Source organism: Kribbella swartbergensis (genome assembly GCF_054784135.1).
Genome location: NZ_BAAGPM010000018.1, coordinates 539,197 through 564,283, shown reverse-complemented (window position 1 = coordinate 564,283; position 25,087 = coordinate 539,197). Strand labels below are relative to the sequence as shown.

Annotated in this window: 27 protein-coding genes; 15 read left to right on the top strand and 12 right to left on the bottom strand. The window is 69.0% G+C overall.

Annotation, left to right across the window (positions count from 1 at the left end):
* Nucleotides 1-9: 9 nt before the first annotated feature.
* Nucleotides 10-225 carry an ANTAR domain-containing protein gene (locus ACYVOK_RS18085; RefSeq protein ID WP_460663610.1) on the bottom strand — a complete coding sequence of 72 codons (216 nt, stop codon included), beginning with the start codon at nucleotides 223-225 and terminating at the stop codon, nucleotides 10-12.
* Nucleotides 226-433: 208 nt separating this feature from the next.
* Here ACYVOK_RS18085 and ctaD point away from each other — a divergent pair, with 208 nt between their 5' ends.
* The 3 genes from ctaD (at nucleotide 434) to ACYVOK_RS18070 (ending at nucleotide 3,153) form a co-directional block, all read left to right on the top strand.
* The gene (gene ctaD / locus ACYVOK_RS18080) at nucleotides 434-2,176 is read left to right on the top strand and encodes an aa3-type cytochrome oxidase subunit I (protein ID WP_460663609.1); all 1,743 of its coding nucleotides are present in this window, start codon (nucleotides 434-436) and stop codon (nucleotides 2,174-2,176) included.
* Between the two features lie 90 nt (nucleotides 2,177-2,266).
* The gene (locus ACYVOK_RS18075; RefSeq protein ID WP_460663608.1) at nucleotides 2,267-2,503 is read left to right on the top strand and encodes a hypothetical protein; all 237 of its coding nucleotides are present in this window, start codon (nucleotides 2,267-2,269) and stop codon (nucleotides 2,501-2,503) included.
* Between the two features lie 56 nt (nucleotides 2,504-2,559).
* Nucleotides 2,560-3,153: a hypothetical protein gene (locus ACYVOK_RS18070; protein WP_460663607.1), complete on the top strand. Its 594-nt coding sequence runs from the start codon at nucleotides 2,560-2,562 to the stop codon at nucleotides 3,151-3,153.
* Here ACYVOK_RS18070 and ACYVOK_RS18065 read toward each other — a convergent pair.
* Nucleotides 3,107-3,523: a DUF6766 family protein gene (locus ACYVOK_RS18065; RefSeq protein WP_460663606.1), complete on the bottom strand. Its 417-nt coding sequence runs from the start codon at nucleotides 3,521-3,523 to the stop codon at nucleotides 3,107-3,109. The genes ACYVOK_RS18070 and ACYVOK_RS18065 overlap by 47 nt on opposite strands.
* A 175-nt stretch (nucleotides 3,524-3,698) precedes the next feature.
* Between ACYVOK_RS18065 and ACYVOK_RS18060 the strand changes: the two genes are divergently transcribed.
* The 3 genes from ACYVOK_RS18060 to ACYVOK_RS18050 are packed head-to-tail and all read left to right on the top strand — an operon-like array spanning nucleotide 3,699 to nucleotide 6,219.
* Nucleotides 3,699-4,703 (top strand): aldo/keto reductase, encoded by a 1,005-nt coding sequence (locus ACYVOK_RS18060; protein WP_460663605.1) that lies wholly within the window; start codon nucleotides 3,699-3,701, stop codon nucleotides 4,701-4,703.
* Nucleotides 4,704-4,754: 51 nt separating this feature from the next.
* Nucleotides 4,755-5,153 carry an SRPBCC family protein gene (locus ACYVOK_RS18055; RefSeq protein ID WP_460663604.1) on the top strand — a complete coding sequence of 133 codons (399 nt, stop codon included), beginning with the start codon at nucleotides 4,755-4,757 and terminating at the stop codon, nucleotides 5,151-5,153.
* Nucleotides 5,154-5,211: 58 nt separating this feature from the next.
* Nucleotides 5,212-6,219: a zinc-binding dehydrogenase gene (locus ACYVOK_RS18050; protein WP_460663603.1), complete on the top strand. Its 1,008-nt coding sequence runs from the start codon at nucleotides 5,212-5,214 to the stop codon at nucleotides 6,217-6,219.
* 1 nt (nucleotide 6,220) lies between these two features.
* Here ACYVOK_RS18050 and ACYVOK_RS18045 read toward each other — a convergent pair whose 3' ends face one another.
* Nucleotides 6,221-7,378 carry an MFS transporter gene (locus tag ACYVOK_RS18045; protein ID WP_460663602.1) on the bottom strand — a complete coding sequence of 386 codons (1,158 nt, stop codon included), beginning with the start codon at nucleotides 7,376-7,378 and terminating at the stop codon, nucleotides 6,221-6,223.
* Between the two features lie 55 nt (nucleotides 7,379-7,433).
* On the opposite strand from ACYVOK_RS18045, the gene ACYVOK_RS18040 reads away from it, so the two are divergent.
* The 5 genes from ACYVOK_RS18040 to ACYVOK_RS18020 all read left to right on the top strand — a co-directional run bounded on the left by ACYVOK_RS18040 (nucleotide 7,434) and on the right by ACYVOK_RS18020 (nucleotide 11,512).
* Nucleotides 7,434-8,033 carry a CGNR zinc finger domain-containing protein gene (locus tag ACYVOK_RS18040; protein ID WP_460663601.1) on the top strand — a complete coding sequence of 200 codons (600 nt, stop codon included), beginning with the start codon at nucleotides 7,434-7,436 and terminating at the stop codon, nucleotides 8,031-8,033.
* An 84-nt stretch (nucleotides 8,034-8,117) separates the two neighbouring features.
* Complete coding sequence (locus ACYVOK_RS18035) at nucleotides 8,118-9,512, top strand: DHA2 family efflux MFS transporter permease subunit (protein ID WP_460663600.1); 1,395 nt, start codon at nucleotides 8,118-8,120, stop codon at nucleotides 9,510-9,512.
* A complete protein-coding gene (locus ACYVOK_RS18030; protein ID WP_460663599.1) occupies nucleotides 9,509-10,468 on the top strand; it encodes a sigma-70 family RNA polymerase sigma factor in 960 nt (319 codons plus the stop codon). The genes ACYVOK_RS18035 and ACYVOK_RS18030 overlap by 4 nt, the downstream gene beginning before the upstream one ends.
* Complete coding sequence (locus ACYVOK_RS18025; protein ID WP_460663598.1) at nucleotides 10,465-11,220, top strand: isocitrate lyase/PEP mutase family protein; 756 nt, start codon at nucleotides 10,465-10,467, stop codon at nucleotides 11,218-11,220. The genes ACYVOK_RS18030 and ACYVOK_RS18025 overlap by 4 nt, the downstream gene beginning before the upstream one ends.
* An 88-nt stretch (nucleotides 11,221-11,308) precedes the next feature.
* Complete coding sequence (locus tag ACYVOK_RS18020) at nucleotides 11,309-11,512, top strand: antitoxin (protein ID WP_460663597.1); 204 nt, start codon at nucleotides 11,309-11,311, stop codon at nucleotides 11,510-11,512.
* Between the two features lie 48 nt (nucleotides 11,513-11,560).
* On the opposite strand, the gene ACYVOK_RS18015 is transcribed toward ACYVOK_RS18020, so the two are convergent.
* Genes ACYVOK_RS18015 through ACYVOK_RS17995 form a run of 5 tightly spaced genes read right to left on the bottom strand, consistent with a single transcriptional unit; the run spans nucleotide 11,561 to nucleotide 18,760 of the window.
* The gene (locus ACYVOK_RS18015) at nucleotides 11,561-13,588 is read right to left on the bottom strand and encodes a ricin-type beta-trefoil lectin domain protein (RefSeq protein ID WP_460663596.1); all 2,028 of its coding nucleotides are present in this window, start codon (nucleotides 13,586-13,588) and stop codon (nucleotides 11,561-11,563) included.
* Between the two features lie 51 nt (nucleotides 13,589-13,639).
* Nucleotides 13,640-15,601, bottom strand: coding sequence for a glycoside hydrolase family 2 protein (locus ACYVOK_RS18010; protein ID WP_460663595.1), 1,962 nt, complete (start codon nucleotides 15,599-15,601; stop codon nucleotides 13,640-13,642).
* Nucleotides 15,602-15,624: 23 nt separating this feature from the next.
* Nucleotides 15,625-16,467: a carbohydrate ABC transporter permease gene (locus tag ACYVOK_RS18005; RefSeq protein WP_460663594.1), complete on the bottom strand. Its 843-nt coding sequence runs from the start codon at nucleotides 16,465-16,467 to the stop codon at nucleotides 15,625-15,627.
* Nucleotides 16,464-17,378, bottom strand: coding sequence for a carbohydrate ABC transporter permease (locus ACYVOK_RS18000; protein ID WP_460663593.1), 915 nt, complete (start codon nucleotides 17,376-17,378; stop codon nucleotides 16,464-16,466). The genes ACYVOK_RS18005 and ACYVOK_RS18000 overlap by 4 nt, the downstream gene beginning before the upstream one ends.
* On the bottom strand, nucleotides 17,378-18,760 hold the full coding sequence (locus ACYVOK_RS17995; protein ID WP_460663592.1) for an ABC transporter substrate-binding protein: 1,383 nt from the start codon (nucleotides 18,758-18,760) through the stop codon (nucleotides 17,378-17,380). Before ACYVOK_RS17995 ends, ACYVOK_RS18000 begins: the two co-directional genes overlap by 1 nt.
* 113 nt (nucleotides 18,761-18,873) lie before the next feature.
* On the opposite strand from ACYVOK_RS17995, the gene ACYVOK_RS17990 reads away from it, so the two are divergent.
* On the top strand, nucleotides 18,874-19,887 hold the full coding sequence (locus ACYVOK_RS17990; protein ID WP_460663591.1) for a LacI family DNA-binding transcriptional regulator: 1,014 nt from the start codon (nucleotides 18,874-18,876) through the stop codon (nucleotides 19,885-19,887).
* 149 nt (nucleotides 19,888-20,036) lie between these two features.
* Here the strand turns inward: ACYVOK_RS17990 and ACYVOK_RS17985 are convergent, their stop codons facing one another.
* From ACYVOK_RS17985 to ACYVOK_RS17975, 3 genes are read right to left on the bottom strand one after another with little or no spacing between them, the layout of a single operon-like run.
* The gene (locus ACYVOK_RS17985; RefSeq protein ID WP_460663590.1) at nucleotides 20,037-20,648 is read right to left on the bottom strand and encodes a DUF3618 domain-containing protein; all 612 of its coding nucleotides are present in this window, start codon (nucleotides 20,646-20,648) and stop codon (nucleotides 20,037-20,039) included.
* A complete protein-coding gene (locus ACYVOK_RS17980) occupies nucleotides 20,627-21,064 on the bottom strand; it encodes a phage holin family protein (RefSeq protein WP_460663589.1) in 438 nt (145 codons plus the stop codon). The genes ACYVOK_RS17985 and ACYVOK_RS17980 overlap by 22 nt, the downstream gene beginning before the upstream one ends.
* 1 nt (nucleotide 21,065) lies before the next feature.
* Nucleotides 21,066-21,851 (bottom strand): hypothetical protein, encoded by a 786-nt coding sequence (locus ACYVOK_RS17975; protein ID WP_460663588.1) that lies wholly within the window; start codon nucleotides 21,849-21,851, stop codon nucleotides 21,066-21,068.
* Between the two features lie 106 nt (nucleotides 21,852-21,957).
* On the opposite strand from ACYVOK_RS17975, the gene ACYVOK_RS17970 reads away from it, so the two are divergent.
* The 3 genes from ACYVOK_RS17970 (at nucleotide 21,958) to ACYVOK_RS17960 (ending at nucleotide 24,153) form a co-directional block, all read left to right on the top strand.
* A complete protein-coding gene (locus ACYVOK_RS17970) occupies nucleotides 21,958-22,413 on the top strand; it encodes a nucleoside deaminase (RefSeq protein WP_460663587.1) in 456 nt (151 codons plus the stop codon).
* Entirely contained in the window at nucleotides 22,410-23,291 is an 882-nt protein-coding gene (locus ACYVOK_RS17965; protein WP_460663586.1) for a TIGR03619 family F420-dependent LLM class oxidoreductase, read from the top strand. The genes ACYVOK_RS17970 and ACYVOK_RS17965 overlap by 4 nt, the downstream gene beginning before the upstream one ends.
* Nucleotides 23,292-23,370: 79 nt before the next feature.
* Complete coding sequence (locus tag ACYVOK_RS17960; RefSeq protein ID WP_460663585.1) at nucleotides 23,371-24,153, top strand: maleate cis-trans isomerase family protein; 783 nt, start codon at nucleotides 23,371-23,373, stop codon at nucleotides 24,151-24,153.
* Here ACYVOK_RS17960 and ACYVOK_RS17955 read toward each other — a convergent pair.
* Nucleotides 24,125-25,057 (bottom strand): aminoglycoside phosphotransferase family protein, encoded by a 933-nt coding sequence (locus ACYVOK_RS17955; protein WP_460663584.1) that lies wholly within the window; start codon nucleotides 25,055-25,057, stop codon nucleotides 24,125-24,127. The genes ACYVOK_RS17960 and ACYVOK_RS17955 overlap by 29 nt on opposite strands.
* Nucleotides 25,058-25,087: the final 30 nt, after the last annotated feature.

Below are 25,087 nucleotides of genomic sequence, written 5' to 3'. Positions count from 1 at the left end.
GGCTGAACCTCACGGCAGGGTCTCCGTGGTCAGCAGCCACCGGGCGGCCTCGACCAGTGGGATTCCGGCATCGTGAGCCTTGCGGTCCAGGACACCGAGGGCCGAATCGAGAGACAGGTCGTAGAGTTCCGCGATCACGCCTTGCGCCTGACCGATCGACACGACTGCCGCATGTTCGACGGCGGCGCGAGCCGCGGCGTCGTCGGGATTCCGGTCGATGCTCATCGGCATCACCTTCCACCGGCTACGAGCAACGACGCCGGGGATCGGTCGGGAGCCGCGACGACATTGCCCTTGGTGGCGATATCGAAAAGCCGGCGGCAGCCTCCAGTCTACGTCGCTGAAACCACTACGACGCACAGGCGGCCGGATGCATGAACTGGGTGGCAGTGGGTACTTACGCGGGATTCTGTCCGGGCAGAGGAGCTGATCCATGGTCACGATCGTGCGGAGGGGTGCTGCTCAGCCCACGGTGACCGAGCGCCGGCCACTGGGGCGCGCGGCGGTGCGGATTCTCACCACCACGGACCACAAGCTGATCGGCCATCTGTACCTGATCACCTCGTTCGCGTTCTTCCTGATCGCCGGGCTCATGGCGTTGGTGATCCGGGCCGAGCTGGCGCAGCCCGGACTGCAGATGGTGAACGAAGAGGTCTACAACCAGATGTTCACCATGCACGGCACGATCATGCTGCTGCTGTTCGCGACCCCGCTGTTCGTCGGGTTCGCGAACGTGATCATGCCCGTCCAGATCGGCGCCCCCGACGTCGCCTTCCCGCGGCTGAACATGTTCAGTTACTGGTTGTTCCTGTTCGGCGGCCTGATCGCCTCGGCCGGCTTCCTGACCCCGGAAGGTGCGCCCGACTTCGGCTGGACCGCGTACACGCCGCTGTCCGACGACACGAGGTCACCGAGTGTCGGTGCGGATCTGTGGATCATGGGCCTGTGGATGGCCGGTCTGGGCACCATCCTGGGTGCGGTCAACTTCATCACCACGATCATCACCATGCGCGCGCCCGGTATGACGATGTTCCGGATGCCGATCTTCACCTGGAACATCCTGGTCACCTCGATCCTGGTGCTGATCGCATTCCCGATCCTGGCCGGCGCGCTGCTGATGCTGGAGGCGGATCGAGTCCTGGGGGCTCACGTCTTCGACGCCGCGAACGGCGGGCCACTTTTGTGGCAGCACCTGTTCTGGTTCTTCGGCCATCCCGAGGTGTACATCATCGCGCTGCCGTTCTTCGGCATCATCACCGAGATCCTGCCGGTGTTCAGCCGCAAGCCGGTCTTCGGGTACGTCGGCCTGGTCGGAGCGACCATCACCATCGCGCTGTACTCGATCGCCGTGTGGGCGCACCACATGTTCGTCACCGGCGCGGTGAGCGGCTCGTTCTTCTCGCTGATGACCTTCATCATCGCGGTCCCGACCGGGGTGAAGTTCTTCAACTGGATCGGGACGATGTGGGGCGGCTCGGTGTCGTTCGACACCCCGATGCTGTGGAGTATCGGGTTCCTGGTGACGTTCCTCTTCGGCGGCTTGACCGGGGTGATCCTGGCCTCGCCGAGCCTGGACTACCAGATCTCCGACACCTACTTCGTGGTCGCGCACTTCCACTACGTGGTGTTCGGGACCGTGGTGTTCGCGATGTTCGCCGGGTTCTACTTCTGGTGGCCGAAGATGACCGGCCGGATGCTCGACGAACGACTCGGGAAGGTCCACTTCTGGCTGCTGTTCGTCGGCTTCCACACCACGTTCCTGGTGCAGCACTGGCTCGGTGTCGAGGGGATGCCGCGGCGTTATGCGACGTACGGCGCCAACGAGGGCTTCACGTTCCTGCACCAGGTGTCGTCCGTGGGCGCGATGGTGCTCGGGCTCTCGACGCTGCCGTTCCTGTACAACGTCTACAAGTCGCGCAAGGCGCCGTTGGTGGGTGTGGACGACCCGTGGGGCTGGGGCCGCTCGCTGGAGTGGGCGACCAGTTCCCCGCCGCCGCGGCACAACTTCGAGCAGCTGCCCCGGATCCGGTCGGAGAGCCCGGCGTTCGACCTGCACCGTCCCCGCGTCGCGCTCCGCGAGTACGGCGACACGAGAGCGCCGGCGGACAACCTGCTCGATGCCGGCGAGGACCAAGGCCGCATCGACGAACTCAAGCGCCGCACCGACGAGGAATGACGCCGCGGATCCGCACCGGCCGGAGCGCTTACCGGCCCGGCGATCGGGTACTTGTGCTCGGTCTGTGAGGATTCGGAGAGGAGGCCCCCGATGCCGGCCTGCGAAGTCTGCGGAAACGAGTACGACGCGGCGTTCACGGTGATCACGCCCGACCGCCAGGAGCACGTCTTCGACAGCCTGGAGTGCGCGGCCCACGCGATCGCTCCGACCTGTGCGCACTGCGGGTGCCGGGTGCTCGGCCACGGGGTCCAGCAGGACAGCACGATCTACTGCTGTGCCAACTGCGCCCAGATGTCCGGGGCCTCCGCCGCCCGCGACCGGGTCTGACTCACCCGGAGCCGACCGTGGACGTCTACCGATCCATTTGGCGAGCTCTCTGCGGCGTGCTCATCACCGTCGGTGTGGTGATCGGCCTCGTCGTGCTGCCGATCGAGGTGTGGGTCCTGGTGATGTTGTTCGCCGTCGTGGTCGGGTTGACCGCTGTCGTCGGCCGGGCAACAACGAGCGACGCGGCGGCTTCCGCGTTGGCCCGGACGCTTCGGCGCGCTCTCGTCGTCTGCCTGGCGGTTGTCGCTGTCCTGGGGATCGGCGCAGTCCTCGGCGGCGGCGTCGTACCTCTCCTCCTGCTGGTGGGCGCGAGTTCCCCACGCGCTGTCGAATGGTGGAGCCGGCCGCTGCGAAGGCAACGGACACGAGCCGAACCTGTGGTGCCGACCCCTCCGTCACCCGGTCTTGTCAGCACCAGCCGGCTGTGCCGGGAATGGCACGAGAGCTACGTCGCGCTCAGCCAGGCAACCACACCCACCGCCCGGCTCCGCATCGTGATGGCGCGTCAACGCTGCCTGGACGAGCTCGAGCGCCGCGACCCCGAGGGGATCCGGGCCTGGTTGGCTTCCGCCGCGAGCGCGGGCGGCGACCCGAGCCGCTTTCTCACCGGCCGCCGCTCGGATCACCCGCCCGATCAGCACCTGACCTGATCCCGTCGAGCTGGTGGCTGATCTTGTCGACCTTGGCTTCGAGGCGTTCCATGTCCTCGGCGTCGACGCGGAAGATCAGGTGCTTGGCGCCGAGGAGCAGGATCGCCTGGAAGACCAGCTGCAGCCATTCGCTCTGCCAGTTCTCGAACGTGCTGTTGAGGAAGGCCGGAAAGAAGTCGGCCCAGGCGAACGCCTGATTGTGCTCCTCCTGCTCGCTGCGGAACTCGCTCAGCTGCGCGAAGAACTGTCCCAGCCAGGAACCGAGGAACAACACCAGAAGGACATAGACCGCACCCCAGCGCCGAATGTGGGTGTCCGGCTTGTGGTCCGTCCGCGGATCCGGGTCCAATCCTTCGTCTTCTGCACTCATACCGGACCGGTACCCCGGAGAAACGCTTCTCAGCCTCCTCCGCCGTTGAACCCGCAACCAGCACGGGGGCAGGTCGATGCGCCGGGCGCATCAAGTGCGGTGGATATCGGCATTGGACGAATGAAGACAGGCGTACGTAACCTCACGATGACAACCTGAGTGAGGAGATGACGGAATGCGTGGTGTCGCGTTGGGACGGACCGGTGAGCAGGTCAGTCAGCTGGCGCTGGGGGCGATGCTGATGGGTACGTCGACCGACGAGCAGACGTCGGTCGGCATGCTCGAGCGGTACCTGGAGGCCGGCGGCACGTTCATCGACACCGCCGACTGTTACGCGTGGTGGCCCGGGCCGGGGTTCACCGGCGGCGAGAGCGAGTCGCTGCTCGGCCGCTGGCTTGCCAAGAGCAAGAAGCGCGACGAGATCTTCCTGGCGACCAAGGGCAGCGCGTGGGTGCGCGACCCCGAGGCGATCCGGTCCGGTGACGGCAGCTACGAGACGATGGCCGCCCAGTGGGTCGGCGCCGGCGGCGACACGTTGCGGCAGGCCATCGACGACAGCCTGCGCCGGCTGGGCACGGACCACGTCGACCTGTACTACGTCCATGTCGACGACCGGTCCACACCGCTGGAGGAGACCCTCGAGGCGCTCGCCGGGATCGTTGCCGCCGGCAAGGCCCGGTACATCGGCTGGTCGAACGTCCGGACCTGGCGGCTCGAGCGGATCCGCAGCCTGGCCGAGAAGAACGGGTGGCCGGCGCCGGTCGCCGTACAGCAGGAGCACTCGTACCTGCGTCCGAAGGCCGGGGCGGACACCCTGTCGATCGTCGACGACGAGCAGCTCGACTACCTGCGCGCCAACGACGACCTCACCCTGGTCGCGTACTCGCCGATCCTGAAGGGCATCTACGACGACCCGGCGAAGCGTGAGGGGCACCAGATCATGTCGTCGTACGCCGGACCGGACGCCGACGCGCGCCTCGCCGTACTCACCGCGGTCGCGGCCGAGCTCGGGGTCACGCCGAACCAGCTCGTGATCAGCTGGCTGCTGCACCGGACCGATCCCGAGCTGGTCACGCTGATCGGCCCGCGCACCCCCGAGCAGCTCGAGACCGCCCTGGCCGCGAGCGACATCAAGCTCACCGAGGAGCAGCTGGAACGCCTGGACGACGCCGGCGCGTGATGACCGATTCGTTCAAGACGACCCCGGCGGCGGCGCGTTAACGTCGAGGTCATGAGCACCTCACGACACCTCAGCGCGCACATCGATCGGCCCGCCCAGGACGTGTACGCGTACGCGTCCGACCCGGCCAACATCCCCGAGTGGGCGGCCGGCCTGGGCGGGTCGATCGAGCAGGTCGACGGCGAATGGGTCGCCGAGTCACCGATGGGCCGCGTCGTCGTCAAGTTTGCCGACAGCAACGAGTACGGCGTCCTGGACCACGACGTGACGCTGCCGTCGGGCGAGACCGTGCACAACCCGATGCGCGTCATCCCCGACGGCGCCGGCTGCGAGGTCGTCTTCACCCTCCGGCAGCGCCCGGACATGACCGACGACGACTTCGCCCGCGACGCAGACGCCGTACAAGCCGACCTCCAGACCCTCAAGACCCTGATGGAAACCACTCGCTAGCCGGCGATCTCCCGATGACCTGACGGTCGGCCGGGGGCGGCGGGGGAAGATGGGCGGCATGAAGGCCGTCGCCATCCAGGGGAAGCTCGAGCTTGCCGAGGTCGAGGTCCCCACGCCGGTTCCGCGACCGGGGCAGGTGCGGCTCCGGATCGCATACGGCGGGATCTGTGGATCCGACCTGCACTACTACCACGACGGTGCGAACGGCGAGTTCGTCGTCCGCGAGCCGCTCGTCCCCGGCCACGAGCTCTCCGGCAGGGTCGATCTCGACCCGTCGGGTGAGCTCGCCTCCGGCACGCCGGTGACCATCCACCCGGCGACCTTCGGCACACCCGAGCCCGGGATCGAGGACCGTCCACACCTGTGGCCGAACGGCGCCTACCTGGGCAGTGCCTCCACCTGGCCGCACACCCAGGGCGGGATGAGCGAATTCCTTGTCGTCGGCAAGCACATGGTCCGGGTGCTTCCGCCCACGCTGCCGCTCCGCCGCGCCGCCTTGGCCGAGCCGCTCGCCGTCGGGCTGCACGGCATGACGATCGCCGGCGGCGTCAAGGGCAAGCGGGTGCTGGTCTCCGGCTCCGGCGCCATCGGCCTGCTGACCGCCGCGGCCGCGCTGACTCTGGGTGCGACCGAAGTGGTGTCGACCGACGTTCTCCCGGGCCCGCTCCGGCGGGCGCGGAAGCTCGGTGTCCACGACACGATCCAGGTCGGCGCGCAGGAGCTCCCGTCGGCCTACTTCGACGTCGTACTGGAGTGCACCGGTGTCCCGGCTGCCATCACGGGAGCGCTTGATGCAGCCAGGCGCGCAGGTGTCGTTGTGCTCGTCGGCATTCCGGCCGACGAGGCGCTGCCGGTGAACCTTTCACCGCTGGTCTCCCGGGAGCTGCAACTTCGCGGCACGTTGCGCTTCAACGACGAGATCGACCAGGCCGTCGTCCTGCTGGACACCACCCCGGAATTCGAGCAGGTCATCACCCACGAGTTCCCCGCCGACCAGGCCGTCCAGGCGTTCGCCGTCGCCACGGACTCCGACACCTCCGGCAAGGTGCTCGTCTCGCTCTGGTGAGTCAGCGCGTCTCCCATCCTCTCAGCCGGATCACGGCGGCGACGGCGGCGGCGAGGAGGGCACAGCAGACCACGACCGCGACGGTCCGGCCTCCGGCGGGCGCGACCAGACCGGACCAGACGCCGGCCAGCGCAGAGCCGGTGATTTTGGTGCTGCTGGTGAGCACCAGCAGTTGCGCGTGGCCGTTGGCGGGTGCATGCAAGCGGCAGACAGCCAGCACAGTGGGAAGCAGCGTCCCGTTCGCGAGACCGAGTACGGCGAATCCGATGAGAGCAACCGCGTACGACGGAGCCGCCGCCGCGACGCCGACAGCGAGACCCATCACCGCCAGGCTGCCCGCCATCACCCGCAGCGGCGACCTTCCGAACGGCCGGCCGGCGTTCACGAGCGAACCGACGAGACTCGCCACCCCGTAGGTGGCGATCAGCAGTCCGCCGCTGCCGGGCGGCTTGCCCAGGTCGATGCTCAGCAGTGGCGTCGCCACCGGCAGGGCGCCGAGGCCGAGGCCGGCGAGGCCGATCGCCATCAGCGTGTTGCGGAGCGGTCTGGTCCGGATGGCGTGTGTCAGGCACTCCCGGATCCCGGCAGCACGCTCAGGTGAGCCGGCTTCCGGCGGCAGCGTGAGCACGAGCCCCGCAGCCGCCAACGCGCCGACCGCCATCAGGAGTACGGCCGCCACCGGACCGACCACCAAATTGGTGACTGCGGCGAGACCGGGACCCAAAGCTGTCGCGATCCCCCAAGTCGCGCTGTCGAACGCTCTGGACCTCGCCGAGTCACCGCCGGGCAGTCTGCTGGTGAGGCCGCCGGCGAGCATCGGCCCCGCACAGCCGGCCAAGGCGACGAAGAGCAGCGTGATGACTGCCGGCACGGCGTCCATCAAGACGGCTGCGGTGGCGATCGACACGCCGTACAGGACGAACGACCCGGCGAGGACATAGCGCGAGTCCGTCCAGGACAGCAACCGGCTGAGCCAGGGTCCGAGCAGATGCGGAGCAACCAAAGCGGCCACCAGCGCACCGGCCACACTCGGTCGGACGGACAGAGCCAGCAGTGCCAGGCCGACCGAGGCGCCGTCGTTCACCGCCCGGATCACCACCGCCGCGCCCAGGTACCGGCTGAGCTCTGATGCGATCGTTTTGCCTTTTGCTTGCATCATGGAACTTCGGTGCCCGCTATGATGCGAGCAAAACCACTTTCGATGGAATCAGAGGATGCGGACCGCGGACTTCATCGCCGGCGCCTGGTGCCTCGACTTCGCCAACACCGTCGAGCCCCGCTACGAGCCGGCTCCGGTGAGTGACTACCTGCCCGACTACCCGGCGCTGATCAGCTGGTCGGTCAAGGCGGGGCTTGTCTCGAACGCCGGCGCACGCCCACTCAGGCAGCAGGCGGACACCCGCGTGGCGTCGGCGGCGCACGAGCGCGCGATCGTCCTGCGCGAAGCGACGTACCGGGCGTTCCACGCGATCGCGACCGGGGGCGAACCGGCTGCCGACGATCTGACCGCGATCCGCGACGCGTACGCCGACGCCGTCGCACACGCTCTCCCGCGATGGGACGACCAGTTGCACTGGACCTGGCCGGCCGACGACCTGGACCGACTCCGTCACCTGCTCGCGGACGACGCCGTACGGTTGCTGGAATCCCCGCAGGTCGCCCGGGTCAAGGTCTGCCGCCCGACCTGCGGCTGGCTGTTCCTCGACCTGACCCGCAACGCCTCCCGCCGCTGGTGCGACACCGGCACCTGCGGGGTCCGGGAGAAGATCCGCCGCCAATCCATCCGCCGAGCCGCCCGGCGGACCGATCGGTGATCCGCGGGAAATTCCGGTCATCGCGGCGATGAGTTTCGGGGGCGCTCGTGGTCTGTACAGACGAGAACCAATTCTGGAGGGTCTGTGCGGACGACGGGTGAGCAGCGGTGGGTGTTGGGTCTGGCCTCGGTGGGGTCGGTCATGGTGGCGCTGGACGTGCTGGTGGTGGCGGCCGCGCTCACCACGATCCGATCCGACCTCGGGGCGTCGGCCGAGCAGCTGGAATGGACGGTCAACGCCTACGGGCTGAGTTTCGCGATCCTGATGATGACCGCGGCCGCCGTCGGTGACCGCTGGGGCCGGCGGCGTACCTACATTGGTGGGCTGGCGCTGTTCACGGTTGCGTCAGTGGGCTGCGCGCTGGCCACCTCGCTGCCCTGGCTGATCGCGGCCCGTGCGCTCCAAGGTGCCGGGGCCGCGGTGGTGATGCCGTTGGCGATGGGGCTGCTGGGCGCGGCGTTCCCGCCCGAACGACGAGGGCAGGCGATCGGCGTCTTCAGCGGCGTCACCGGGATCGCGGTGCTGGGTGGACCGATGATCGGCGGCGCGGTGACCGAAGGGCTCGCCTGGCAGTGGATCTTCTGGCTCAACGTGCCGGTCGGCCTGATCGCGATTGCCCTGGTAGTGCGGAAGGTCCGCGAAAGCACCGGCCCGTCCCGGCGACTCGACCCGGTCGGCGCGGTCCTGAGCAGCCTCGCGGTGCTCGGACTGGTCTGGGGCGTCATCCACGGTGAAAGCGCGGGCTGGTCGAGCGCCGAGGTCCTCGGCTCGTTCGCGGCCGGCGTCGTACTGCTCGCCGCGTTCGTCCTGTGGGAGGGACGATCCGCTCACCCGATGGTGCCGCTCGGCTTCTTCCGCAATCGGACGTTCACCGCGGCGAATGCGGCGGGTTTCCTCCTCACCGCCGCCCTGTTCAGCGCGGTCTTCTTCCTGTCCCAGTACATGCAGGTAGTGCTCGGCTCGGCGCCGTTCACGGCCGGTCTGCAACTGCTGCCCTGGACGGCCACACTCTTCGTCGTCGGCCCGATCGCCGGCCGGCTGGTCGACCGCGTCGGCGAGCGTCCACTGGTGATGACCGGATTGACGTTGCAAGCCCTCGGAATGTTCTGGCTCAGCGAGATCAGCCACAGCGCCGAGGGGTACGGCGCCTTCGTCGCGCCACTCGTGGTCGCCGGCTGCGGCATTTCGCTGGCGATGCCGGCCGCACAGAGCGCGGGCATGGGCGCCTTGCCCCGCGAGGCGGTGGGGATCGCATCCGGCATCTACAGCATGAACCGCCAACTCGGCGGAGCCGCCGGTGTCGCCGTTCTGGGGTCCGTCTTCGTGGCCGCCGGCGGTTATGCCGGTCAGGGATTCACCCGGGCACTCGCGGGTTGCGGCGTACTGTCGTTGCTCGGGGCACTGGCGGGCCTCGGCATCACGGCACGACGCCGCACCAGGGGGCTGGTCGGCCCCAAGGCCATGGAGGAAGTGGGATGAACCTCGAAGAGGAGTTCGCGCAGCAGCGGTCCGGGCTGCTTGCACACTGCTACCGGATGCTGGGCTCGCTGCACGACGCCGAGGATGCGGTGCAGGACACCTATCTGCGGGCCTGGCGCGGACAGGCGGCCTTCGAGCAGCGCTCATCGGTCAAGACGTGGCTGTACCGGATCGCGACGAACGTGTGCCTGACCCTGTTGCAGCACAGCAGCCGCCGGGTGGTGCCGTCCGCACTCGGTGCCCCCGGCAACGATCCCGACGACCTCCATCCGCAGGCGCTCGAGGTACCCTGGCTGGAACCGTTCCCGGACCATCTGCTCGGCGCCGACCCCGCCACCATCGTCGGGCACCGGCAGAGTCTGCGCCTGGCCATGGTCGCAGCCATGCAGCACCTTCCGCCGCGACAGCGCGCCGTCCTGATCCTGCGTGAGGTGTTGTCCTGGCCGGCGGCCGAAGTCGCCACCCTGCTGGACACCACGACAGCCGCCGTGAACAGCTCGCTGCAGCGCGCCCGCGCCGAGCTGGCCCGGGTGCGGCCGGCCGAGGACGACCTCAGCGAGCCGGACGAGCCGGTGAGGCGTCAGCTGCTCGAGCAGTTCTCGACCGCGTTCGAGAGCAAGGATCTCGCCACCCTGGAAGGTCTGTTCACCGCGGACGCCCGGTGGGAGATGCCACCGATCCCGACCTGGTTCAGCGGACGCAGCGACGTACTGCGGCTGATCGACGCCAAGCTCGGCTCCGGCGCCGGGCGACGGATCGTGGTCGAGACGTCGGCCAACGGACAGCCCGCGTTCGCCCTCTACATCCGCGGTGCGGACACGCAGTACCACGCTCATTCGATCAAGGTCCTGACCCTCACCAAGCACGGAATCGCCGCCGTGATGGCGTTCCACAACCCAGAACTGTTCCCGGCGTTCGGCCTGCCGATCAGCCGTCGACCCAAGGAGACACCATGACCCTCGCAACCACACTGCGCGACCTGCACGTACCCGGTACACCGGTCGTCCTGCCCAACGCGTGGGACGCCGCGTCGGCGCGGATGGTCGAAGAGGCAGGCTTCCCGGCCGTCGCGACCAGCAGCTTCGCAACCGCCACGATCCTCGGGTACGACGACGGCGAGTCGGCACCGGTCGACGACGTCCTGGCCGCGACCGCCCGGATCGCGCGGACGGTCTCCGTACCGGTGACGGTCGACTTCGAGCGGGGTTTCCGGCTCGCCCCGGCCGAACTCGTCGAACGCTTCGTGGCGACCGGCGCCGTCGGGCTGAACCTGGAGGACTCCGATCCGGCCACCGGCGCGATGGTCGAGGCCGGCGAGCAGGCGGAGTTCCTCGCCGCCGTCCGGGCCGCGGCCGGCGCGGACCTGGTGATCAACGCACGCGTCGACACCTTCATCCGCCGGGCCGGCGCACCGGAGGAACAACTCCGCTCCGCCATCGACCGGGCCAACCGCTACCTGGCCGCAGGCGCCGACTGCGTCTACCCCATCGGCACCAGCGATCCCGACGTCATCCAGTCGCTGGTCAAGGAGATCTCCGGCCCGGTGAACGTCAGCTTCGGCCAGGGCGACCGGTCACTGGCCGAGCTCGCCGGCCTGGGCGTCGCCCGGATCACCTTCGGGCCGATGCTCCAGCGGCACCTGTACGACAGGCTCGCCGGAGCGGTCTTGCCGGCCCTCGTCGCCGGCGAGAATCCGTTCTTGTCCTGACAAGCGTGCCGGGGTTGTGTGAAATCGGCGTCATCGGGTACGAAGGGTTGGTAGTCCTCAGCAACCATCGACAGAACGGGGAAAGACGATGGGCATGTTCGACAACATGAAGGACAAGGCCACCGACGCCGTCGACGAGCACGGCGACAAGGTCAGCGAGGGCGTGGACCGCGCCGGCGAATTCGCGAACGAGAAGACCGGCGGCGAGCACGGCGACAAGATCGACCAGGGCAGCGATTTCGCCAAGGACCGGCTGGACAACCTCGACGGTCAGGACGACGACATCCAGTAACCCGATCTGCCGAGCGGCCGCGGACTCCCGCGGCCGCTCGCCGGATGTCTACACCGGAACCTTCCACTTCTGCGGATCGAGACCGTTGCAGTCGTAGATCTGCAGGTCGGTGCCGTCAGCCGTCGCACCGCCCGGACTGTCCAGGCAGCGGCCCGATTGAGGATTCAGCAACGCGCCGTTCGGCTGCGGCTGCCAGATCTGCCCACCGGCGGTCCCGCAGTCCCACAGCTGCACCTTGGTGAAGTTCGCCGTACCGTTGCCGACGATGTCGAGACACTTGCCGAAGGCACGGATCCTGCCATCGGTGGACATCGTCCACTGCTGTCCCGGTACGCCGTTGCAGGTCCACAGCTGGACGACGTTCCCACTGGTCGGGGTGTTCGTGTCGACGTCGACGCACTTGCCGGCGTTCGCCGGTCCCGTGATCGGTCCGGTGGGGTATCCGGGTAGGTTCCACTTCTGCGAGTTCAGCCCGTTGCAGTCGTAGATCTGTAGGTCGGTGCCATCAGCCGTCGCACCGGAGGGACTGTCCAGACAGCGGCCGGATTGAGGGTTCCGCAACGCGCCGTTGGCCTGCGGCCGCCATTGCTGTCCGCCCGCGGTCCCGCAGTCCCATAGCTGGACCTTGGTGAAGTTCGCCGTACCGTTGCCGACGATGTCGAGACACTTGCCGAAGGCACGGATCGTCCCGTCGGCCATGATCGTCCACTGCTGACCTGGTACGCCGGTGCACGTCCACAACTGGACGACTCGGCCGTTGACCGCGGTATTCGTGTCGACGTCGAGACACTTCCCGGCCGCGGCCGGGCCCGTGATCGCACCAACAGGTCCTCCGATGACGCCGGTACCGAACCGGACCTGGCACTGGTTGCCGGTCCCCAGCCACGTCGCCGCGAGGTAGAGGAACGACGTACCGTTCGCCGACGGCACGATCGGTGAGCTGTATCCAGGGCAGGCCGGGACACCTGGACCGTAGCCGCCGGTCGGGTTCACGTTGACCGGCGCCTCGAGTTCGGTCCACTGACCGCTCCCCAACGAGGTGTTCGCGAAGACGACCGATCCCGACTCCGCCATCACTGCCTTGTTCCCGGTCGGTCCGGTGACCACCCGCTGCCCGGACAACAACAGCGTCCCGTTGGGACCGCCACCGGGTACCCAGGCGATGTACGGCGTGTGCAACAGATGCCGGGCGTCACTGGTCTGAGCCAGAGTTCCCCGATTGTCGGCCGGAGCCCAGTTGAGCCCGTCCGGACTGGTCTTGATGTACACCTCGCACGCGTGGTCCGCGTTGGTCGCGTCCCGGCACAGCTCGTACGTCATCATGAACTGCCCGTTCGGCAGCGGGGTGATGATGGACATCCCGGGCCGGGCCAGGTTGTCGTTCGGGAACGCCACGTCCGGCGTGATGGTGCTGCTCCAGGTCACGCCGCCGTTCGTCGAGGTGTAGTGGCCGATGATCTGGTTGTTGGTCGGCGATCCGGCCGGACGCTCGTCGGAGATGAAACATGCCAGTGTGTTGTTCGGCGCGAGCAGGAACCACGGCTCCCAGATGCCGTGCCCGATGGTGTTCGGCAGGCCGCTGGTCTGGGTGCAGTTCGACAGGTACTGCCAGCTCACGCCGTGGTCCGTGCTCTTGAACACCTCGACCTTCTGCGCGGCGAAGTTGCCCTCGTCCCACGCCGTACCGGCGGCGAGCAGGTCACCCTGGTTGAGCCCGTTCGCGGTCCGCGGCACCTCGTAGACGACCGGCGCGCCGAGATCCCACCCGGCCGTGTGCGAGCTGATCGTGCTGATCGGCGCGGCCCCGAACGTGGCGCCGCCGTCGGTACTGCGGTAGACCGGGAACGTGCTCGGGCCGGATTCGTTGCGCCGGGCAAACGTGGCCAGCACGGTCCGGCCACCGCTGCCGTCGTGGTCGAGCCGGATCGCCCGCGGGTAGCCGGCATCGGCGTTCGGATAGGTGGACAGGTTCGGACTGTAGAGCACCTGCCCCGGCGGCGCCGCGGTCGCGGCGGGCATCGTCACCAGACTCGCGGCGACGATGCCCAGGGTAAGCACCAACCTACGGATGAACATGGAACCTCCTCGGAACAACAGGCGGATTGATCCCCGTCAGAGGTATTGCGGTCAGGCGTGGGCGATGTCGACGAAGCTTCTTGCGACGACTGCGCCGGTCGAGTCGGTGAGCCAGAGGTCGAGTCGGCCGGGTGTCGTCGCGACGACCTCGATCGGGTCGGTGACGACGAACGGCTTGGCATCGACGGGTGCGGAACCGGTTGCCCAGTGCAACGTACCGAGCAGCGGATCGCGGCCGTGGTGCGACACCCGGACCGGCACCGTCACCTCGCCCGTCCCGACCAGATCGCGTCCCGGCGCCTGCGGAGTCACGTCGAGGACGAGCGTGGTCTCGGCGTGGACGTCGGACGGCCGGGTGCCGCCGAGGTCCTTGGTCCGCCGGTCGTAGGTGTAGATCCCGACGGTCTCGTGCTCGATGTCGTACAGCTCGGTGTAGATGTAGCCCGCGTTCCGCGCGTGCCGACGCAGTTCCTGGGTCTGCCAGCGCAGATGCCATCCACGCTCGACGCTGGTCGATCCGCCGCCGTACTCCCCGTTGAGCTGAATCAGCGCCGAGCCGTCGAAGCCCGGAGCCGCGATCGCCTTGGTGGCGACGAAGTCCGGTCCGAGTCGCACCGGGAAGCTCCCGTCCTCGGTGTTGACCAGCCGGTCCACCACCGCGGCCCAGGACGCGACGTCGTCGTCGTAGTAGTGCCAGTCCACCAGGTCGGTCTCGACGTGCGCCCAGCCCGAGTTGTCCACGACCGGCCGGGTCGGGTCGGCCTCACGGATGATCCGGTAGGCACGCCGTACGGCGTCCTGTTTCGCGGGGTCACCGGGGACATCCCAGTCCAGGCCCCACTCCTCGTTGTACGCACCCCAGATCACGATGCTCGGGTGGTTGCCGTCGCGCCCGACCATCCCGGCCGCGACCGCTTCGAAGGCAGCGACGGCCTCGGGAGTGAATCGCCCGGTCGACGGCGGCTCGGCCCAGACCAGCATGCCGAGCTGGTCGGCCCAGTACAGCCAGCGCGGATCCTCGAGTTTGAGGTGCTTGCGGACCAGGTTGAACCCGGCCTCGCGCGCCAGCACGATGTCCTGCCTCGGCGCGTCGTCGGTAGGCGCCGTGTGTCCACCGGCCGGCCAGAACCCCTGGTCGAGGACACCGCGCACGTACGTCGGTACGCCGTTGAGCACCAGGGTGGTCCCCTGCCACTCGATCCTTCGCAGCCCGGTGTAGCCGCGGACCGTGTCCTCGCCGGCGGTGACGATCACGTCGTACAGATGAGGATCCTCCGGGCTCCACAGCCGCGGCTCCGGGATCGGCAGCGTGACCGGGCCGGTCAGTTCGCCGTACTCGCGAACCACCACGCCCGGGATCTCGATCCGGATCGGCGACGGGCCCGTCACGGTGACCTCGATGCCGTCGAGCTCGGGGGTCGGGCGGAGGGACAGGTGGGAGATGTACGACGCGGGCCGGGGCTCGAGCCAGACGGTCTGCCAGATCCCGCTCGACGGCGTGAACGCGCAGCCGTCGTAGTCGTCGGCCGGCATGCTCCGCTGCTTGCCGTGCGGGATGAACCGCTTGTCGACCGGGGCATGCACGCGGACGACCAGGAGCCCGGCGCCGTCGGAGTCGAGCAGCTCGGTGATGTCCGCCTCGAACGGCAGGTAGCCACCCTCGTGCTCGACCGCGAGCTGACCGTTGACCCAGACAGTGGCGTGGTGGTGTACGGCGCCGAAGTGGAGGATCGTCCGCTGGTCGGCCCACTCCGCCGGACGCTCGATCAACCGCCGGTACCAGGCGGTCGGGAGCCAGTGGGCGACTACGCCCGAAGCGGGGTGCTCCCAGGGGAACGGGACGACGATGGCAGACGAACCGTCGTCGGCCGGCCAGCGGCCGGGCTCCTGCCAGCCGGCGGCGCGGCCGGCGTCGCCGGGGTCGGGGGCGAAGTCCCACTCGCCGTTCAGGTTGAGCCAGTGGTCCGAGCGGTCGAAGTGCGGACGCGGGTACTCCGGACGGGGTGTGTTCACAGCTGTTCTCTCCAAGTCGGGCGTCAGCCTTTGAGGCTGCCGGCCATGACGCCCTTGATCAGATGACGTTGCAGGACGACGAAGACGACGAGCACCGGGATCGCGGCGATGGTGCTGGCGGCAAGCAACTGTCCCCAGACGCTGGTCCAGTCGGCACCCAGCTGCCCCGACCGGATGTTCTGCGCGAGGGCCGAGAGCATCACCTGCAGGGTCTGGTGCTGTTCGTCGTTCACCGCCACGACGGGCCAGACGAAGTCGTTGTAGATGTTGATGAAGGTCAGTACGCCGAGCGCCGCCAGGCCCGGCCGGATCACCGGGACCACGATGCTCGCGAAGATCCGCAGTTCACCGGCGCCGTCGACGCGGGCGGCGTCGAGCAGTTCGTCCGGGATGGACATGATCACCTGCCGCATCCAGAACACCCCGAACGCGTCGATCGCGCCGGGCAGGATGAGCGCCTGGAACGTGCTGACCCAGCCGAGCTGGCTCATCTCCAGCAGCAGCGGGATCAGCAGCACGAGCGTCGGCAGCATCAAGGTCGCCAGCACGGTCCCGAACAGCAGCCGCTTGCCCGGGAAGTCGTACTTCGCGAACGCGAACCCGGCCATCGGGCAGAAGATCATCGTCAGCGCGCCCTTGATCAGCACGACGACCGCGGTGTTCCGGAACCCGGTCTCGATCGGGATCGTGTCGAGCATCGCGCGGAAGTTGTGCAGCGTGAGCTGACCCAGGTCGAAGCCGAACGGCCGGGCGATGATGTCGCCACCCGGCTTCAGCGACGAGACCATCATCCACAGCAGCGGCGCCAGGCTGATCACGCCGGCCACGGTCAGCAGGCCGTAGCGGCCGGCAGCGGACAGTCTCATCCGTCCTCCCTCGAACGCAGCAGCCGGATCGAGGCCAGCGACAGTGCGAGCACCATCACCACCAGCAGCATCGAGTTCGCCGCCCCGAGGCCGAGGTCGGAGTTGGTGATGTGCTTGTACAGGTAGAGCCCGGCGGTCCGGGTGCCGTTGAACGGTCCGCCGCCGGTGACGACGTACGGCTCGGCGAACAACTGGAACACGGTCAGCGTCCCGATCACCACGACGAAGCTGAGCGTCCGGGTGACCAGCGGGACCGTGATCGACCAGAACTGGTGCCACGCTCCGGCACCGTCGATCCGGGCCGCCTCGTAGACGTCCGACGGAATCGACGACAACCCCGCCATCAGCAGGATCACGGCGTACCCGGTGGTCCGCCACAGCACCAGCAGGGCCACGGTGACCTTGGCCCAGATCGAGGTCGTCAGCCACCCGACCGCGGGCAGGCCGAGTGACGTCAGACCGTGGTTGATCGCGCCGAAGTCCTGGTCGAACAGGATGATCCAGACCTGCGCCATCGCCACCAGCGGTGTCACGAACGGCGCGATCAGCGCGGCGCTGAACAGCCCGCGGAACCTTGCCTTGCGCAACGCCACCGCGATCGTCAGCGCGAGCAGAAGCTGCCCGGGTACGACGAGCAACCACAGCGCACCCGAGGTCGCCATCGACTGCCAGAAATCCGGACTGGCCAGCAGGAACCGGTAGTTCGCCAGCCCGATGAACTCCAGCGCCCCGGCACCGTGCCAGTTGGTGAAGCTCAGCTGGAGCGCGAAGAAGATCGGATAGGCGCTGAACGCCGCGAAGACCAGGACGAACGGCGCCACGAACAGGTACGGCGCGGCCCTGACCCGGCGGCGACGCCGGACCGGGCGCGCCTCCCGCCGGGTGCCGGCCGCCTCGGTGACGGTCACCATCAACTGGGCCCCATCAGGTTCTTCTGGATCTGGGTCGCCGACGTCTGGAGCACCTCGTCCGGACTCAGCTGCCCGGCGAGCAGCTTCTGCACGTTGACGCCGAAGTAGTCGACCGCCTTGCCCCACCAGGTCGGGATCGTGTAGCCGCCCGGGACCTGCTTGCCCGCCTCGACCGCCACCTTCCACAGGTCCTGGCCGCCGAGTGCCTCGATCGGCTTGAAGAGCGGGGTGTTCGGGTCGAGCGCGGGCAGGTACGACGGGATCGAGGTGTTCAGTCCGCCCGGGTACACGTCGTTCGGCCCGTAGACCGCGGTGTAGCCCTCCTTGCTGAAGACGAGGTGTTCGTACAGCCGCCAGGCCAGCTCCGGGTTCTTCGCCTTGGCCGGGATGACGAACGACGAGCCACCCATCACACCTGCCCGCGCACCGCCGGCCTGCCAGGCGGGCAGCGCGGTCGCCCGCCACTTGCCCTTGCTTGCCTTCAGCAACTGCTGCGGCGCGAACACGAACCACTGCGCCCACGGCACGAACACCTGCGTGCCGTTGTCCTGGGTCTGCAGATCGGTCGGCTGGGTGTACTTCGCCAGCGTCCCGAGACCCTCCGCCCGCACCTGGTCCAGCCAGGTGAGGGCGTTGCGATACGGGTCCGAGTCGAGGGTGAGCTTGCCCTGGGCATCGACCATCGCGCCACCCTGCTGGTTGGCGAACATGTCGATCCAGAGCTGGCCCAGGAACTGGTCGTTCTCCAGGTGGATCGGCCTCGCCTTGGGGAACTTCTCCCGGACCGTCCTGGCCGCGCCGAGCAGAGCGTCGTACGTGGTCAGACCGGCCGGGTCGACCCCAGCCTGGGTGACGATGTCCTCGCGGTAGAACAGCAGGCCGGGGTCCAGGTCCCAGGGCACCGCGACTACCTTTCCGTCGACGGTGACGACGCCGAGTTTGTACGGCGCGATGTCCGGCTTGTACTGCTCGATCAGCTGACTCAGGTCGTGCAGATGCGGCGCGACGCCGGTCAGCAGCGCGTCGTCGTAGAAGGCGCCGTCGGGGACACCGGCACCGCTGATCAGCGTCGCCGGGAGCTTGGCATTGATGTCGACCGCGAGGTGGTTGACCTTCACCTGCGGGTACTTCGCGGTGAACGTCGCGATCGCCTTGTCGAACACCTTGAACAGGTCGCCGGTGCGGTCCCAGATGGTGATCTCGCCCGACGGCGGCGTGGTCGCACCGGTCGGCAGCGGGCTGCTGCCGGTCGTGTTGCCCGGGGCGCAGGCGCTCAGGCCGCCCGCCACCAGGGCGGCACCAGCGGCCCGGAGAACGGTACGGCGGGAAACCGGGACTGCCGTGCTGAGTTTCTCGCTCATCGGCGAGACGGGAATGGTCATGTCGCGTCCTCATGACAGCTGCGGAAGCTTGCAACGTTGCAAGTTGTGCTGAGACGCTAGGCTTGCAACGTTGCAAGTGTCAAGAGGTGATTCGACCGGAAACGAGGTGCACAGTGCCCGCCACACTGCGCGAAGTCGCCGAGCTGGCCGGGGTCTCGGTCCGCACGGTGTCGAACGTCGTCAACGACTTTCCGCAGGTCGCGCCGGAGACGCGGGCCAGGGTGCAGCGCGCCCTCGACGAGCTCGGGTACCAGCCGAACGCGGTGGCCCGGACGCTGCGGCGCGGTCGGTCGGGGCTGATCGCGCTGGTGCTGCCGGAGCTCGACGTGCCGTACTTCGCCGAGCTCACCCGGGCCGTGATCGAGCAGGCCGTGTCCGCCGGCTACACGGTGGTGGTCGACCAGACCGACGGCGATCCGGTCCGCGAGCGGGAGTTGGTCATGCGCGGCAACCGGGCGGCGATGTTCGACGGGCTGATCTTCAACCCGCTCGCACTCGGCGACGCGGACCTGCGCGACCGGCCGTCGTCCACCCCCGTGGTGCTGCTGGGTGAGCGCGTGGTCCGGGGCGGGCTCGACCACATCATGATCGACAACGTCGGGGCGGCCGAGCTCGCGACCCGGCACCTGATCGAGCTCGGGCGGCAACGGATCGCGGCGATCGGCGACCAGTCCGACGAGAGTCGCCGGACCGGCCGGCTGCGGACCCAGGGATACCAGACCGCTCTCCGCGCCGCCGGTCTGGAGATCGTTCCGGAGCTGATCCGTCCGACCGAGTTCTTCCACCGGGCCGACGGCGCCGCGGCGATGGCCGATCTGCTCGCCCTGCCCGATCCGCCCGACGCGGTCTTCTGCTACAACGATCTGCTCGCGCTGGGCGCCCTGCGGACGATCCTCAGCCGTGGTCTCCGCGTCCCCGAGGACATCGCCCTGGTCGGCTTCGACGACATCGAGGACGGCCGCTACTCCACGCCGAGCCTGACCACCATCCGCCCCGACAAGACGCAGATCGCCGAGTTCGCCGTCACCCAACTCCTCCGCCGGCTGGAAGGCGACGACTCCCCCGCCCAGGAGGTCCCCGCCAACTACGACCTGATCATCCGCGAAAGCACCGGAGGAACGACGTAGCTCGGCAGGCGCCAGGCTCACCACGCCGGTCAACCCACCGGCGTGGGGCTCGGCCACCCGCACACCCAGCACACGGCCGGCCCGCCCCGCGGCCCGCGCGGCGGGCCGCGGCGGTGGCGATCATCGCGGTCGGATTGCCCAGATCGGGCCTACTGGGGGTGCCGGACTGTGCTGGCTGAGTCCTTTGTCTCCTCTTTGACGCGGTCCGCGGCCGAGCGGCCTTCGTCGGCGACGTCGGAGGCTGCCTGCGTTGCGGTCTCCTTGACATGCTGGACGGCCTCCTCGGCCGGCTGCTGGAGGTTCTCCTTCAGCTGTTCGGCCACCGCACCGGCCTGTTCCATCACCGGGCCGCCGGCCTTGTCCTTGGCCTGCTGAGCCAGTTCCTTCTCCTTGGATGACGCCGGCAGCGCAGCCGAGATCACCCAGCCGACCGCGAACGCGACCACGCCGGCCGCCAGCGGCGCACCGCGCGTCTGCTCCCGGGCCTGCTGCGGCGCGGACTGGATCGCCTGCCCGACCTTCGACCCGGTCTCCTGCACCGTGCCGACCGCGGAACTGCCGGCACCCTCGACCGAGCCGACGGTGTCCCCGACCGCACCCATCACCCGGTGCCGGAAGTTCGCCATACCGGACCTGGCACGGTCCATCCTCCGATGCACCACGCGCCGCGGGCTCATCTTGTCGGTCAGCGCGTCCACGTCGTCGCGGAGATCACGCCGGGTCTGTTCGATGTCCCGGGTCAGTCTTTCCGTGTCAGCCATTGGGCATCCTCCTTCACGCTCTCGATCGTCTGGTCCGGGGTCGGACTGACGCGCTGCAACTCGTTCCGCCCGGTCATCGCCAGAACCAGCGTGACGACACCCCAGATCGCGGCGACGATGAGCGCTGCCCACGCGAGGTGCATGACCTCACCGAGCAGCCACATCAGCGTCAGGGACAGGAACAGGGCGAGCAGCCAGCCGGCCGCCGCCGCGCCGCCGAGCATCCCGGCGCCCTTTCCCGCCTTCTTGGCCTCGTCCGTCAGCTCACTTTTCGCCAGCGCCAGTTCCTGCCGCGTCAGCGTGCTGAGGTCGTTGCCCAACCGGGCGACCAGTTCTCCCAGCGACTGATCGGGAGACGGCTGGTCGGGTGACCTCGTCCCCGGCATCGGATCGCCGGTTGTGTAGGGCCCGGTCATCTCACTGCCCCATCGGTCGCGGCGGCGTACCCAGGGGGTCGGTCGGCGTCGGACCTGGCGACATCGGCTGGCTGCCGGTGGTCGTGGAGGTACCGAAGTCCCCCGTCGCCGCTGCACCGGTCGGTGTCCCGATGCCTCCCGTCGCCGTACCGGTCGGTGTCCCGGGCTCGCCCGTCGCCACAGCGCCGGCCGGGGTGCCGAAGTCTCCCACCGCGCTCGGCGGGACGCCCACGTCACCGACGGACCCGTTCGAACCCACCGAGTCCCCGGTGCCCCGGTCCGCTCCGCTCGAGCCGCCGGCCAGTGCCCGCGACATCCGTCCGGCGACGACCCCGGCGGCGACTGCGCCCAGCAGGAACCGGCCTGGCCGGCGCCGCGCCATCTGGCGCAGGTCCTCGAGGACATCGCCGAGCTCCCGGTCCTGCAGGAACTCCGCCACCTGGTCCGTCCAGGTCGCTCCCTGCCGGGCCAGTTGGGCACCCCAGCCCGACTGACCGTGCTCCGCCATACCGCGGAGCTCCTCGCTCATCCCGCGCAGTCCCCCGACCGCACGGTCACGTTGCTCCGACATCTGCCCGGTCAGCTGCTCCCGGGTCTCGCCGGCCAGCCGCCGGGTCTGCTCGCGAACGTCCGAGGTGATCTCGGATGCCTTCTCCTTGGCGGTCCCGGCGACGTCTCCGGCGGCCGCCGTACCCACGTCCTTCAGATGCTCGGCCTCGCGCCGGGCGACCTCTTCCCTCCCGCCGTCGGCGGACTCGGTCAGATGCCGATCCGATGTGCTCGTCATGTGACGGCTCCCTTCAATGTAGAAGCCGCAGGTTGCCGGGCGGGTGACCGCCCAAACCTTCTCCGGGCCACCAGTTTCGGAACCCTCGGCCGGGTAGCGTCGGCTCATGGATCTTGTGTTCTTGCGGCAGGCGGTCGAGTTGGCGCGGGTGAACGGTGAGCAGGGCCAGCTCCCGTTCGGAGCGGTGATCGTGAACGGTGACCGAGTCGTGGCCACCGGGGTGAACACGGCGCTGCGGGACAACGACCCGAGCGCGCACGGCGAGGTGGTGGCGGTGCGGGCGGCGTGCCGGGAGCTGGGGACGATCACCTTGGCCGGTACGACGCTCTACTCGAGCTGCGAGCCGTGCCCGATCTGCCACACGGTCGCGATCGCGGCCGAGGTCGAGCGGATCGTGTACGCGGCGCCGAAGGAGTGGGTGCCCGATCTCGGTACGCCGTTCGCCCCGGTGCTGGTCGACATCCAGGCCGCCGCCCGGCGACTCGATCCCGGCCGGATCGAGCAGCTCGAGTTGCCCGAGGCCCGGGAGCCGTTCACGGCCTTCCTGGAGTCCCGCCGGTGAGGCTCGGCCTGAACCTGCTCAACTACGGCCCCGGCACCACACCGGAGTCCCTACTCGGCTGGGCGCGCTTCGCCGAGGACTCCGGGTTCGCGCTGGCGATGATCTCCGACCACATCGCCCTCACCCCCGAGGTCCAGGCCCTGTACCCGGTCCCGTTCTACGACCCGTTCACCACGATCACCTGGCTCGCCGCGCACACCACGCGGCTCCGGCTCGGCACCTCAGTCGCGGTCCTTCCCTACCGCCATCCGTTGCAGACCGCCCGGGTCGGCGCGAATCTCGCCCACTTCAGCAACGGGCGGTTCATCCTCGGTGTGGGGTCGGGGTGGTCCGAGCAGGAGTACGCCGCGCTCGGCGTACCGTTCGAACGCCGGGGCGCCATCACCGACGAGTACCTGGCCGCGATCGTCGATGCCTGGAGCAACGACCTCACCTCGTCCCCCGGACCTCACGCGCCGTACGACGACATCCACACCGGGCCGCGGCCCGTCCCGCGGCCGCCGGTCTGGGTCGGCGGCGCGGGCCGGGCCGCGATTCGGCGGGCGATCCGGTACGGCGACGCCTGGCATCCGATCAACCCGCATCCGCACTGGCTGCGCGACAAGGGGATGCCGATGCTGCGACAAGCCGCGGCCGACGCGGGCGTGGACGCTCCGCAGCTCTGTCCGCGGATCCGGGCTCATCCGACGAGCCGGCTGGACGATGACGATCGCGTGCTCGGCGAAGGGTCGCTCGATCAGATCCGGGCGGACCTGGCCGGTCTGGCCGAGTTGGGGGCGGAGTACGTCGTCCTGGACACCTACATCAGCCCGGACGTACGCCGTACCGCGGAGGAGGACTGGCGCATCCTGGAGACCGTGGCGGCTCTCGTCAGCTAGACGGTCACCCGGCCGGCCTCTTGGGGTTCACCTGCCGCGGCTGTCGACGCACAATCGACAACGGGGGAAGGAGCGCGTCATGTGGCAGTCGGACGGGTGGGATGTCAGGGTTCGGCTCGGGGTGCTGACGCCGCACGGTGATGTGGGGCCCGAGTCGGAGTTGCAGGCGATGGCTCCGGACGGGGTGCGCGTGCATGCGGCCCGGGTTCGCTTCGGGGCGATGACCCACGGCGGGGTGATGGATCCGACGATTCCGCTCGCGCCGGTCCAGGCGTTCGTCGAGCCGCCGCACATCGACGAGGCGGTGTCGTTGCTGGCGGCCGCGCCGCTGGGTGCCATCGGCATCGGGTTCACGAGTGCGGCGTACGTCGTCGGGGTGGACGGCGAGCAGAAGGTGCTCGACCGGCTGATGCGGCACAGCGCCGGTGTCCCGGTCGTGTCGACCTGCGCGTCGGCGGTGGCCGGGCTGCGTGCGCTGACTGCGCGCCGGATCGCGCTCTTCGACCCGCCGTGGTTCGACGCGGAGCTCAACCGGCTCGGGGCCGAGTACTTCACCGCGCAGGGTCTGGACGTCGTCGTCCATGCGCCGTGCGGCGTGCCGAGCAATCAGCGCAGCATCAACCCGTCCGAGTTGTTCACGTGGATCGTCCGGCACACCCCCGACCAGGCCGACGCCGTCTTCGTCGGCGGCAACGGATTCCGGAGCGTCGGAATCATCTCCGCGCTCGAACAGGACCTCGGCCGCCCGGTCCTCACTGCCAATTCGGCGCTGTTGTGGGGCCTGCTCCGCGCCGCCGGCACCGCGGCCAGGCCGACCGACTACGGCCGGTTGTTCAGCCAAACCCGTTCAGCAGTGCGGTGAGCTCGCGGACGACTGTCTGCCGATCCGCCATCCACCGCGGCGTGGGCAACCGGCCGAGCAGGACCTGGACCCGCTCGAAGACGGCTTGCAACCGGTTGCGGGTGACGCTGAGGTAGAGGTTGTCGCCGGTCCAGGAGAGGTCGCCGCCGGCGGCGACGTACGCGTCGAGGGTCTTGGGGCCGAACATGTGGGCGGCTCGGCCGGCCTCCAGTGCCGCACTGTCGGCACGTACGCTGTCCCAGTCGATCAGGACCGGTCCGCGCGGTGACATCAACATGTTGTGCGCCTTGAAGTCGCCGTGCGTCGTCACCAGGTCCGGAGCGACCTCGCACACCTCCTCGATCCGAGCGGTCAGTTCGAGGATGCGCGGCAACCGTTCCCAGGCGATCTCCGCCCACGGCTCACCCCGCCGGCGGGCCTCGGTGAACCACTCCTCCCAATCGCTTCGCGGTCTGAGCGCCGTACGCCACCAATCCGGCAGACCGGCCCCGTCCAGCGGCTGCAGCTGGTGCACCTGGGCCATCGTCCGGCCGAGCCATTCGCTGATGTCGTCGTCGGGTGTGATCGCCCGGTGCTCGATCCACCGATGCACGCGAAACAGACGGTCCTCGATCCGCGTCACCCAGCGTTCCACCGGCTCGACCGGCACCACGGGCTCGGCCATGTCGATTCCGGCCGCATGCGCCCGCTCCTCGAACTCCATCGCCACTGCAAGCTGGTCGAGCAGCCCCCCGGCAACGAACTGCCCACCGGTGGACGGCCAGTACCCCTTCACGAAGTAACTGCCCGACGCCGTCTCCAGCCGCCACGTATCGGTGTCCCCGCGCCGGACCAGCACCAGCTCACCGACCGGCTCCCTTAGGTCGAAGGCGGCGGCGATCACGTGCGCGGTCGGTGTGTACACAGGCGGTCTCCATCATGGGTGCCAGAGGCA

What these genes read in the sequence shown, in the direction of transcription:
- ACYVOK_RS17970 (WP_460663587.1), top strand. Translation starts at nt 21,958, where the DNA reads ATGGATCTTGTGTTCTTGCGGCAGGCGGTCGAGTTGGCGCGGGTGAAC.
- ACYVOK_RS18075 (WP_460663608.1), top strand. Translation starts at nt 2,267, where the DNA reads ATGCCGGCCTGCGAAGTCTGCGGAAACGAGTACGACGCGGCGTTCACG.
- ACYVOK_RS17975 (WP_460663588.1), bottom strand. Translation starts at nt 21,851, where the DNA reads ATGACGAGCACATCGGATCGGCATCTGACCGAGTCCGCCGACGGCGGG.
- ACYVOK_RS18025 (WP_460663598.1), top strand. Translation starts at nt 10,465, where the DNA reads ATGACCCTCGCAACCACACTGCGCGACCTGCACGTACCCGGTACACCG.
- ACYVOK_RS18000 (WP_460663593.1), bottom strand. Translation starts at nt 17,378, where the DNA reads ATGGTGACCGTCACCGAGGCGGCCGGCACCCGGCGGGAGGCGCGCCCG.
- ACYVOK_RS18060 (WP_460663605.1), top strand. Translation starts at nt 3,699, where the DNA reads ATGCGTGGTGTCGCGTTGGGACGGACCGGTGAGCAGGTCAGTCAGCTG.
- ctaD (WP_460663609.1), top strand. Translation starts at nt 434, where the DNA reads ATGGTCACGATCGTGCGGAGGGGTGCTGCTCAGCCCACGGTGACCGAG.
- ACYVOK_RS18030 (WP_460663599.1), top strand. Translation starts at nt 9,509, where the DNA reads ATGAACCTCGAAGAGGAGTTCGCGCAGCAGCGGTCCGGGCTGCTTGCA.
- ACYVOK_RS18050 (WP_460663603.1), top strand. Translation starts at nt 5,212, where the DNA reads ATGAAGGCCGTCGCCATCCAGGGGAAGCTCGAGCTTGCCGAGGTCGAG.
- ACYVOK_RS17985 (WP_460663590.1), bottom strand. Translation starts at nt 20,648, where the DNA reads ATGGCTGACACGGAAAGACTGACCCGGGACATCGAACAGACCCGGCGT.
- ACYVOK_RS18065 (WP_460663606.1), bottom strand. Translation starts at nt 3,523, where the DNA reads ATGAGTGCAGAAGACGAAGGATTGGACCCGGATCCGCGGACGGACCAC.
- ACYVOK_RS17980 (WP_460663589.1), bottom strand. Translation starts at nt 21,064, where the DNA reads ATGACCGGGCCCTACACAACCGGCGATCCGATGCCGGGGACGAGGTCA.
- ACYVOK_RS18055 (WP_460663604.1), top strand. Translation starts at nt 4,755, where the DNA reads ATGAGCACCTCACGACACCTCAGCGCGCACATCGATCGGCCCGCCCAG.
- ACYVOK_RS18005 (WP_460663594.1), bottom strand. Translation starts at nt 16,467, where the DNA reads ATGAGACTGTCCGCTGCCGGCCGCTACGGCCTGCTGACCGTGGCCGGC.
- ACYVOK_RS18085 (WP_460663610.1), bottom strand. Translation starts at nt 225, where the DNA reads ATGAGCATCGACCGGAATCCCGACGACGCCGCGGCTCGCGCCGCCGTC.
- ACYVOK_RS17960 (WP_460663585.1), top strand. Translation starts at nt 23,371, where the DNA reads ATGTGGCAGTCGGACGGGTGGGATGTCAGGGTTCGGCTCGGGGTGCTG.
- ACYVOK_RS17995 (WP_460663592.1), bottom strand. Translation starts at nt 18,760, where the DNA reads ATGACCATTCCCGTCTCGCCGATGAGCGAGAAACTCAGCACGGCAGTC.
- ACYVOK_RS18015 (WP_460663596.1), bottom strand. Translation starts at nt 13,588, where the DNA reads ATGTTCATCCGTAGGTTGGTGCTTACCCTGGGCATCGTCGCCGCGAGT.
- ACYVOK_RS18020 (WP_460663597.1), top strand. Translation starts at nt 11,309, where the DNA reads ATGGGCATGTTCGACAACATGAAGGACAAGGCCACCGACGCCGTCGAC.
- ACYVOK_RS18045 (WP_460663602.1), bottom strand. Translation starts at nt 7,378, where the DNA reads ATGATGCAAGCAAAAGGCAAAACGATCGCATCAGAGCTCAGCCGGTAC.
- ACYVOK_RS18040 (WP_460663601.1), top strand. Translation starts at nt 7,434, where the DNA reads ATGCGGACCGCGGACTTCATCGCCGGCGCCTGGTGCCTCGACTTCGCC.